Here is a 9,789-nt window from a genome sequence, read left to right on the forward strand (position 1 = left end):
GAAGGCTGCTGCCACTTTGGGGCTTGACGGAGCCGGACGATGGCTTGGCTTCGCTTTTGTCGGGCTCTTTCTTGAGAGGCTCGGCATTGCCATCCACGTCGTTGCGGCTTGAATGCAGCTTAATGCGCACAACGCTCAAACTGCAAAGGCTTTCTGTCGCGCCGAGACTAGTGCTCCGATTCCGAAGTTCGTATCATATTGCGGCTCCACGTTTACGAACTTCGGAATCAAAGGAGCACTAGCCAAATATATGATTCTAGTGCGGTTTAGAATTTGAAGTTCCTGTGACGAGGTTACCGGGAAACTGATAGGAACTTCAAATTCACCGCACTAGATGGTCGGCCCGCGCGGAATGACGCTGTTGGTCAGGATCATCTTGCCGACGTCTTCGTAGTGAGTGTCGCGGGACTGGATCTGCTGGGCGATCGCATGCATGTCGCGGAAGCGACGCTCGAACGGGTTCGATTTGAACACCGCGGTTGCGCCAGCCATGTGATAGGCGGTATCGACCACCTCGGCCGCCTGATGAATGGTATAGGTCGCGGACAAGCGGATCGCAGCCCGGCCCTGTTCGGAAAGCCTTCCGGTGTTCAAGATCTCCTGCCAGGCGGCACTCGCCGTGGAAAAGTGATAGGCGCGTGCGGCGCGCAGCTTGGCCTCGGTACGCCCGATCAGGCCCTGGACCGCGCTGTTGTCCTTCATCGCGGCGATGCCGGCCGAATGCTTGTTGCGGGCAAGGTCAGTCGCGGCATCCAGCGTCGCGCGGGCAACGCCGAGCGAGACTGCGCCAAATCCGAGCCCGAACATGCTGTAGGTCGTGATCCCATATAGCGGGCCGTGCTCGCGCAACGCCCTGAAGTCGTCGCGCAAGGCGGAAAAATTCTCGGGAATAAACAGATTATCGACAGAATAGGAATCGGTGCCGGTGCCGCAGAGCCCGATCACATTCCACATGTCGTGCATGGTGGCGCTCGACATCGGAAAGACGATGGTGCGGATCTCCGGCGTGCCGTCCGGCTTCATCCGAAGCGAACCGTCGGCTTCGCGGATCTGGACGTGGGCGCCCAGCCAGTTGGCCTGTCGCGAGCCGCTGGCGAAATCCCAACGCGCGCTGATGGTGTAACCGCCGGGAACCGCCTGCACCGCATGGGCAATCGCACCCCAGGCCATGATATCGTTCGGCTTGCCAAATACCTGGTGCGCGATCTCGGCGTCGAGATAGGCTGCCGTCATGCCAACCACCGAGCATTGGCCTACGCACCAGGCCGTGGAGGCATCGGCCGTGGCGATCTCCTCCAGCATTTCCATGAAAGCCAGCGGCGGCGATTCGAAGCCGCCAATGCTCTTGGGCAGGAGCGACTTGTAGAGCCCGTTCTCGACCAGGGCCGAAACCACTTTCGGGGTCAGCCGCCGCGTCCGCTCGATCTCGTCGGCCTCGGCCGCGATCAGCGGCGCGATCGCCTTGGCGCGGTCGACGAGGCCCGCGATGCGCGCGGCTTCGGGCTTGTTCATGGCGCTTCCTCGTTCTTTATCGACTGATCAATTAGAGCGATGATGATCCAACTCGCGGCCGGGATCAAGATGGCTGTGGGCGTCTCAAGTCAAATCGCGTGGTCGACATACCAGGCGTGCAAGGTGCCGAACATTCTCCCGCCCGAGTATTTGAAGGCCTTGGCATCGGTAAGTTGAACGCCCCCTATTTGTATGAAAGAATCTGAAAACTGGGTTCTTAGGGCGGGTCGGGGGACAGCTTGGCAAAAAAGCGAGTAAAGAGACCGCAAAAAACTCAGATACTTGAAACAAACCGTGAGCCCACGGCGGTAGTGCCGCCTAGGCCGAAAGCGCTTGTATTTGTGAGTCACGATAGCCGTGACGCAGACCTCGCAGAGGCTTTCGCCAACCTCCTCTCAGATGTAAGCGCGGGAACGCTCAAATCGTTTCGATCTTCCGACAAAAGGGGTGTTTCGGGGATTGAGTTTGGCGCCGAATGGTACGCAACCATTATGCTGCAGCTTGATGAGGCGACAGACGTAGTCGCTTTGCTAACCGCGCAAAGCATCGATCGTCCATGGATTCTTTATGAAGCTGGAGTCGCGAAAGGTAAGCTCGAAACTACCGTATTCGGAATTGCGCTCGGCGTTCCGCTGGAGAAAGTGAGCACAGGCCCATTTGGCCAATTCCAAAACTGCGGAGATGACGAAGATTCTCTAACTAAGCTCGTCATGCAACTACTTCAAAGAAACCCAGATGCAGACCCCCGCGAAGAGGCGGTAAAAACACAGGTGCGAGTCTTTCGGCAAAACGTCGACGGCATTCTTAAAACCAGAGGGAAAGCGAAGGTAATCGAGGCTCCGCCCTCCGACGAGCAGAACATTGCGAAGCTTTTTGAAGAAGTGAAAGCGATGGTTCGAGAATTGCCGGAAAGGGTGGATGAACGAGTGGCTTCGGTATCTCGACGAGGAGTTTCCAAGCGTCGAATACATCCGGCCATGATTGAGGACCTTATGTTCGGTCCACTATTCAGGGGTGATCGGAGAGGGGCTTTAGTTACTTGGCTAATATTCCTGTCGTTGGTGCGAGACGACGTCCCTTGGCTGTACGAGCCGGGTATAGAGTTTTATCGAGCGGTTCGTACGGGCAGGCGAGTTGAAATTCAAAAGGCTAGGGAGGATTTACTTCGTATTGTAGATTTTACAAAAAATTCCAAGTTGCTCTATCGAATTATGAGAGTTGACGGCGAGGAGACTCATTTCCTTTTGCGGCATTTGGATGAATTTATTAATCGAATATTCCATGAGAGCGAGTTTGAAATAGCCGAGAGCCGACCGGTTCGAAAGTCGACATCGAAACTCAACGCAAAATCATAAAGCCTCAATATTTGGGCTGTAGGCGGGATAAGTCTTTACGTCAGCTATCGACCTTCAGCGCGGCGATGAAGGCTTCCTGCGGGATGTCGACCTTGCCGAACTGCCGCATCTTCTTCTTGCCTTCCTTCTGCTTCTCCAGAAGCTTGCGCTTTCGCGTAACGTCGCCGCCGTAGCATTTGGCGGTGACGTCCTTGCGCAGCGCGCGCACCGTCTCGCGCGCGATCACCTTGCCGCCGATCGCCGCCTGGATCGGAATCTGGAACATGTGCGGCGGGATCAGTTCCTTCATCTTCTCGACCATCGCGCGGCCGCGGCCTTCGGCACGGGTGCGGTGCACCAGCATCGAGAGCGCATCCACCGGCTCGCTGTTGACCAGGATCTGCATCTTGACCAGGTCTGCCGGCTTGTAGTCGGTGAGGTGATAATCGAACGAGGCGTAGCCCTTCGAGACCGACTTCAGGCGGTCGTAAAAATCGAACACCACCTCATTGAGCGGCAGGTCATATTTCACCATCGCGCGCGAGCCGACGTAGGTCAGTTCCTTTTGCGAACCGCGGCGATCCTGGCACAGCTTGAGCACGCTGCCGAGATATTCGTCGGGCGTAAGGATCGTGGCCTCGATCCAGGGTTCGTCGATCTGGGCGATCTTCACCACGTCGGGCATGTCGACGGGATTGTGAATCTCGATCTCGCTGCCGTCGGTCAGCTTCATCCTGTAGATCACGCTCGGCGCGGTCGCGATCAGGTTGAGATCGAACTCGCGCGACAGCCGTTCCTGGATGATCTCCAGATGCAAAAGCCCAAGGAAGCCGCAGCGGAAGCCGAAGCCGAGTGCGGCGGAAGTCTCCATCTCGTAGGAGAAGCTTGCGTCGTTCAGGCGAAGCTTCCCCATCGCCGCGCGCAGCGTTTCGAAATCGTTGGCATCGACCGGGAACAGGCCGCAGAACACCACCGGGATGGCCGGCTTGAAGCCCGCCAGCATTTCCGTGACCGGCTTCCGGTCATCGGTGATGGTGTCGCCGACGCGCGTATCGGCGACTTCCTTGATCGCGGCGGTGATGAACCCGATCTCGCCCGGGCCAAGCTCTTCGACCTGCTCCATCTTGGGCGTGAAGAAGCCGACGCGCTCGACGTCATAGGCCGCATTGGTGCCCATCATGCGGATGCGCTGGCCTTTTTTCATCGTGCCGTCGACGACGCGGATCAGCACGACGACGCCGAGATAGACGTCGTACCAGCTATCGACGAGCAGCGCCTTCAAGGTCGCGTCGCGGTCGCCCTTGGGCGGCGGCAGGCGCGTGACGATCGCCTCCAGCACGTCGGGTACACCCAGGCCGGTCTTGGCCGAGATCATCACGGCGTCAGAGGCATCGATGCCGATCACGTCCTCGATCTGCTGCTTCACCTTGTCCGGCTCGGCCGCGGGCAGATCGACCTTGTTCAGCACCGGTACGATCTCGTGATTGTTGTCGAGCGCCTGGTAGACGTTGGCGAGCGTCTGCGCTTCCACGCCCTGGCTCGCGTCGACCACCAGCAGCGATCCCTCGCAGGCCGCAAGCGAGCGCGAGACTTCATAGGCGAAGTCGACATGGCCCGGCGTGTCCATCAGGTTAAAGACATAGTCCTTGCCGTCCTTCGCATGATAATTCAGCCGGACGGTCTGCGCCTTGATGGTGATGCCGCGCTCGCGCTCGATATCCATGGAATCGAGCACCTGTTCCTTGCCCGCCATTTCGCGGTCCGACAGCCCGCCCGTTATCTGGATCAGGCGATCGGCCAATGTCGATTTGCCATGGTCGATATGGGCGACAATGGCGAAGTTGCGGATGTTGGGAATTGGGGCAGAAGTCATGGGGCGCGGGATAGCATTGGCGTTCCGGGGCGGCAACCACATTGCGGCATTTTAACGGGGCTTCTTCACGCCAAGCTGATTTCATAGCAGCGGAAAACGCGCTACCCACACGAGGATTGAGAGGTACCAAAGCGCATGTCACCGACGCTTACTTCATCAGTACCGCCGATCTGAAGTCCCTGCAGTGCGAGCCCCGGGGTTCATCCCAGGGACTTCAGATCGAAAGCGGCACTGAGATCACATATTCCGCAGTGCCCTTTACTTTCCGAAGTTCGCGTAAGAGGTTGCCGCGATGTTTCACGAACGTCGGAAAGTGGGCACTGCAAGCTTGCCGCGCCGCCGGGCGCGGCGGCTGAGCCTGAGAAGGCTCATGGCATGGGTTGCAGCGTCGGCGACCGATCGCACCGGCGCGTCCGCCTTTGTCTTTGCCTTTGCGATGATCCATGCGGTGCTGTGGACCGTCATCCTGATCAATCTCAAGGCAGCACAAGACGTCCATATGGACGTCGCGGAGGCCTTTGCGTGGGGACAGAAGTTCCAGCTTGGCTATGGCAAGCATCCGCCGCTGTCGGGCTGGATCGCCGGCCTCTGGTTCAGGGCTTTTCCGGTCACCGATTGGTCGACCTATCTGCTGGCGATGACGACAGTTGCTTGCGGGATGGTGATCACCTGGCTGATCGCGCTTCGGGTGGTGGACTATCGCCGGGCATTTTTTGTGGTGGTGATGCTCGCGATCTATCCGATCTTCAATTTCAAGGGGTTCAAGTACAACGCGGACCTGCTGCAGCTGGTCACGCTGCCGCTTCTGGTGCTCGCCTATCTCAATGCGTTCGAGAAGCGCAGCGTCGTTTCCGGCTTCTGGCTTGGACTCGCAGCGGCACTTGCGCTGATGACCAAATACTGGGTGCTGACCATGATCGGCGCGATCGGTCTCGCCGCGCTAATACATCCGGAGCGGATGAAATTTCTTCGCTCGCCGGCGCCCTGGGTTGCGATGGGCGCAGCGATACTGGCGATGATTCCCCATCTGGTATGGCTGAAGGATGCCGATTTCGCGCCGCTGATCTATGCCGACGATGTCTACGGACATTCTACCCGCGCGCAGACCGCGATGCTGGCTCTCGGGTACGTCGAGCACAATCTGGGACTGCTGGCGTTGCCGGTGGTGATTGCCGCACTCGCACTGGCTGGGATAAGCCCGCGCTCGCCCAGGGCCACATTGGCGCGCATCTGGTCGCCCGGTGTCAACTCCAGCGTAAACGGGCCGCAAGCGCTCAACATCTGGCTCATCCAGATTATCGTCGCGGTCGGGCCTCCGCTCGGCGGTCTGATCTTCTCGATCTACATGAAGACCGATTGGGGCATCTCGCTGTTCTTTCTGGTGCCTCTTGCGCTGGTCGCCATTCCTGAGTTGCGCCTGCGGAGCGCAGCCCTGTTCGGAATTACGGCCACCTGGCTCGTCCTCACCCTGGCGACGCTCGCCGTTTCGCCGTACATCGCGCTTCACGAAATCACGGATAATCCCAAGACCGCCTTCAGCTATGGCGCCCGCTCGCAGCTGGCGCACGAATTGACGCAGCTTTGGCACAACCGGTTCTTCACGCGCTGGGCCGTCGTCGCCGGCACGACCGAGGTCGGCGAGCCCATGACGTTCTATAGCCCCGATCATCCGGCGCCGCTGACGCCGGGCGAGATCTGGTCGTCAGGCCTGACCTCGCTGGATGAAGCGAGGCGCCTTGGCTTCATCGGGGTCTGCGACACGACGGACAACCGGCTGCCGGAGTGCGAGGCTTGGATGGCGAAAAACGGCAAGGATGCCGAGCAGGTCGCCGTCACCACGCAGCGCTTCTTCAAAGGCCGTCCCGGGCCTTCGACCACCTGGAAGGTCTACATCGTGCCGCCGGCAAAGTGACGCGGCGCGTCATTCCGCGGCGCGCGAAGCGCGAACTCCGATGTGCAATTGCACATCTGAGAATCTCGAGATTCCGGGTCTGGTCCTTCGGACCATCCCGGAATGACGTACAACCAAACCGCTACATATTCTCTTCGTTGAATTTGGCGGCGACGAGCTCGGTGATCGCATCGAGCGCGGCCTGCGCCTCGGGGCCGGCGACGGAGACGACGATCGAAGTGCCTGGGCCAGCTGACAGCATCATCAATCCCATGATCGATGTACCGCCAACCGTCTCGCTGCCCTTCGTCACCCAGACGTCGGCCTTGAAGCGCTCGACCATCTGAACGAATTTGGCGGAAGCCCGTGCGTGAAGGCCGCGCTTGTTGGTGATAGGAAGTTCACGGGAAATGGCGCCTTCCGGAATGCCCGGTCCGGAGGAAGTGTCGGGCGACGCGTCGTCGTCACTCATTTGCCGGCGAGCACTCGGCTCGCAATGGTCACATATTTGCGTCCGGCTTCCTGGGCCATGGCAATGGCGTCGGGAAGCGTTCGCTCTTCACGGACCTTGGCAAGCTTGACCAGCATCGGAAGATTGATGCCTGCGAGCACCTCGACCTTCGGCCGGCTCATGCAGGAAATGGCGAGATTCGAAGGCGTTCCGCCGAACATGTCGGTGAGAATGGCAACTCCGTCACCACTGTCGACGCGATTGACTGCCTCGATAATATCGCTGCGGCACAGATCGGAATCGTCCTCGGCCCCGATCGTGACGGCCTCGATTTGTTTTTGCGGACCCATGACGTGTTCAAGCGCCGCCTTGAATTCGTCGGCAAGGCGCCCATGGGTCACAAGCACTAGACCAATCATCGAAAACTCCTCGCGGGTGCCTTTGGTGCACCGCACGAACGCGCCACTTTGACCATCCAGAGCCCCCGCGCAAGAGGGATCGCTGCAATCCGCTCCGAAAATAACGAGGAGAGGGGGAACGGGCGCCGGTCTATTCGGTCGCGATAGTGGGGGTGATATGGTTACCAAATTGCTTCGAGCAATCCGCCGAACATGAATTCGCGGCCATTGTAAGGGCGGCAATAACCAGCGGAAGCCCGGGAAATCCTCGCGCGACTGGGAGTCTTGGTATCAAAATACCTCTTATCCGTATTTGCAGGGAGTCCGGCGGCGGCAGGCGTTCGGCGTCGGCCGCATCGAGGTCGACGACAAGGCCAATAGGGGCCTCAGTGGCGAAATCGCAGCGCCGGATGCCAAGGCCGCGAATTTCAATCAGGCCGGCCAACGCGGGCGCCGGACGCACCATCAGGTTCCCGCCATGTTGCCAAACATGGACGCGGTCGTCGCCGGCGAGCCTGGCCGGCGCAATTTGGCCGGCGCGGCCAGCCATGATGAGGTCAAAAGCCAACCGCGATTTGCCGGAACCGGATGGACCGCGAATGAGGACGGCGCGCGCTCCGACCAGCACAGCGGAGGCATGGATGCTGGCGCCGACACTGGTGTCCGCATCGTCTGTCATTACGTCGGGAGCCGGACCACAAAGCGGGCGCCGGCCACGGTTGCCTCGCCGTCTGCGGCAGTGGGACCTTTGCGATTCTCGGCCCAGATCCTTCCGCCATGGGCTTCCACGATCTGCTTGGAGATCGAAAGACCGAGCCCCGAATTTTGCCCGAAGCCCTGATGCGGCCGATCGGTGTAGAAGCGCTCGAAGACCCGCGACAGCGCGTCCTCGCGTATGCCGGGCCCGTCGTCATCGACGATGATTTCGATGTTCGAGCGGCGGTTCCGGCAGGAGATCCGCACCTTGCTGCCCGGTTCCGAGAACGACTGCGCGTTCGAAAGCAGATTGGAAACTACCTGTCCGAGCCGTGAATCGTGGCCTGGTACCCAGAACGTATCGTGCGAACCCCGACTTTCGAAGCTCAACTCGACGGAGACATTGTTGCCGCGCCGGGTTTCGTTGGCGACCGCAGTGAGCGCGATGAGAAGGCGGCGAAGATCGACCGGTGCCATGTCCTGGCGCTGCAACTCGGCATCGAGCCGGCTCGCGTCGGAAATGTCCGAGATCAACCGGTCAAGCCGTTTGACGTCATGCTCGATCACAGCAAGCAGCCGCGCGCGGCTGTTCTCGTTGCGGGCGAGCGGGAGCGTCTCCACCGCCGAGCGCAGCGAAGTGAGCGGGTTCTTCAATTCGTGGGCGACGTCGGCGGCGAACATCTCGATCGCCTCGATGCGATTATAGAGCGCGCTCGTCATGTCGCGCAGGGCGCCGGAAAGGTGACCGATCTCGTCGCGTCGACCAGTGAAGTCAGGAATCTCGACGCGGGTACGAATGCGGCGGCGAACCCGCTCGGCGCTGTCGGCGAGCCGGCGCACCGGGCCTGCGATCGTGCTGGCGAGCGCCAGCGAGAGCACGATCATGACCGCGGAGGCGACGCCGCCGACCTTGAGAATGGCGAGCCTTTCGGCGGTGACCATCTGGTCGATATCGTCGCCTTGCGTCGAGAGCATCAGCGAGCCGTGGATGGCGCGGAAACGCTGCACGGGAACGGCGACCGAAACGATCACCTCGCCGCGGTCGTTGACGCGCACCATGCTGCTCTTCTGTCCGTTGAGGGATTGCGCGACTTCCGGATAGCCGTTGCCGTTGTCGGGGCCGAGTTCGGTATAGAGCGGCAGGTCGCCGCGATTGAGCCAGGTCCGGACCGCGATCATGCTACGTTCGGCGATCCCGGGCTTTTCCACCGAGGGCGGCGGTAATTCGAAGCGCAACACGTCGCCGCGGCCGTAGAGACTGCGGCTATCGAGGACCAGAACGCCATCCCGGTCATAGATGCGGGCGCGGGTCTTGGTCGGCGAAATCAGCCGCCGCAACACCGGCGCGACGCGTTCCGGATTGATCGGAAAATCCAGCCCGGAGGATTCGTCCGGCGCGCCGTAGGTTTCGCCGGGCTTGAGGTCCTGCAGCCGGTCGGGATCGATGGTGATGGTGTTGGTCTCGACGGTGGCCGAGGCCGCGATTGCGCCGCCGATGATCTCGGCCTGGACCAGGAGGCTCTGCGCGCGCGCGTCGATCAGGCCGGCGCGGAATTGCGAGAGAGAGAGAATGCTCGCCACCAGCGCGACCAGGCCGGCGAGGTTCAGCGAAACGATGCGGCGGGTAAGGCTCG

The 9,789-nt window shown here is 60.4% G+C and carries 8 protein-coding genes; 2 read left to right on the forward strand and 6 right to left on the reverse strand.

All coding sequences use genetic code 11. The features are described from left to right. Positions 1–330: 330 nt before the first annotated feature. Positions 331–1,512 carry an acyl-CoA dehydrogenase family protein gene (locus tag M6D32_RS21065; protein WP_298259840.1) on the reverse strand — a complete coding sequence of 394 codons (1,182 nt, stop codon included), beginning with the start codon at positions 1,510–1,512 and terminating at the stop codon, positions 331–333. Between the two features lie 239 nt (positions 1,513–1,751). On the opposite strand from M6D32_RS21065, the gene M6D32_RS21070 reads away from it, so the two are divergent. Then, the gene (locus M6D32_RS21070) at positions 1,752–2,867 is read left to right on the forward strand and encodes a hypothetical protein (protein ID WP_298259842.1); all 1,116 of its coding nucleotides are present in this window, start codon (positions 1,752–1,754) and stop codon (positions 2,865–2,867) included. A 40-nt stretch (positions 2,868–2,907) separates the two neighbouring features. Here M6D32_RS21070 and lepA read toward each other — a convergent pair whose 3' ends face one another. Beyond that, positions 2,908–4,719 carry a translation elongation factor 4 gene (gene lepA / locus M6D32_RS21075; protein WP_298259844.1) on the reverse strand — a complete coding sequence of 604 codons (1,812 nt, stop codon included), beginning with the start codon at positions 4,717–4,719 and terminating at the stop codon, positions 2,908–2,910. 370 nt (positions 4,720–5,089) lie between these two features. Here lepA and M6D32_RS21080 point away from each other — a divergent pair, with 370 nt between their 5' ends. Beyond that, on the forward strand, positions 5,090–6,631 hold the full coding sequence (locus M6D32_RS21080) for a glycosyltransferase family 39 protein (protein ID WP_298259846.1): 1,542 nt from the start codon (positions 5,090–5,092) through the stop codon (positions 6,629–6,631). A 121-nt stretch (positions 6,632–6,752) separates the two neighbouring features. Here M6D32_RS21080 and M6D32_RS21085 read toward each other — a convergent pair whose 3' ends face one another. The 4 genes from M6D32_RS21085 to M6D32_RS21100 all read right to left on the reverse strand — a co-directional run. Then, complete coding sequence (locus M6D32_RS21085; RefSeq protein WP_298259848.1) at positions 6,753–7,082, reverse strand: HPr family phosphocarrier protein; 330 nt, start codon at positions 7,080–7,082, stop codon at positions 6,753–6,755. After that, on the reverse strand, positions 7,079–7,480 hold the full coding sequence (locus tag M6D32_RS21090) for a PTS sugar transporter subunit IIA (RefSeq protein ID WP_068733893.1): 402 nt from the start codon (positions 7,478–7,480) through the stop codon (positions 7,079–7,081). Before M6D32_RS21090 ends, M6D32_RS21085 begins: the two co-directional genes overlap by 4 nt. 130 nt (positions 7,481–7,610) lie before the next feature. Continuing rightward, positions 7,611–8,138 carry an HPr kinase/phosphatase C-terminal domain-containing protein gene (locus tag M6D32_RS21095; RefSeq protein WP_298259851.1) on the reverse strand — a complete coding sequence of 176 codons (528 nt, stop codon included), beginning with the start codon at positions 8,136–8,138 and terminating at the stop codon, positions 7,611–7,613. Next, positions 8,138–9,789: sensor histidine kinase (locus M6D32_RS21100; RefSeq protein ID WP_298259853.1), on the reverse strand; the 1,652-nt coding region annotated here is incomplete at its 5' end. The genes M6D32_RS21100 and M6D32_RS21095, both read right to left, overlap by 1 nt.

The sequence above is a fragment of the Bradyrhizobium sp. genome, assembly GCF_027307225.1.
Taxonomy (GTDB): domain Bacteria; phylum Pseudomonadota; class Alphaproteobacteria; order Rhizobiales; family Xanthobacteraceae; genus Bradyrhizobium.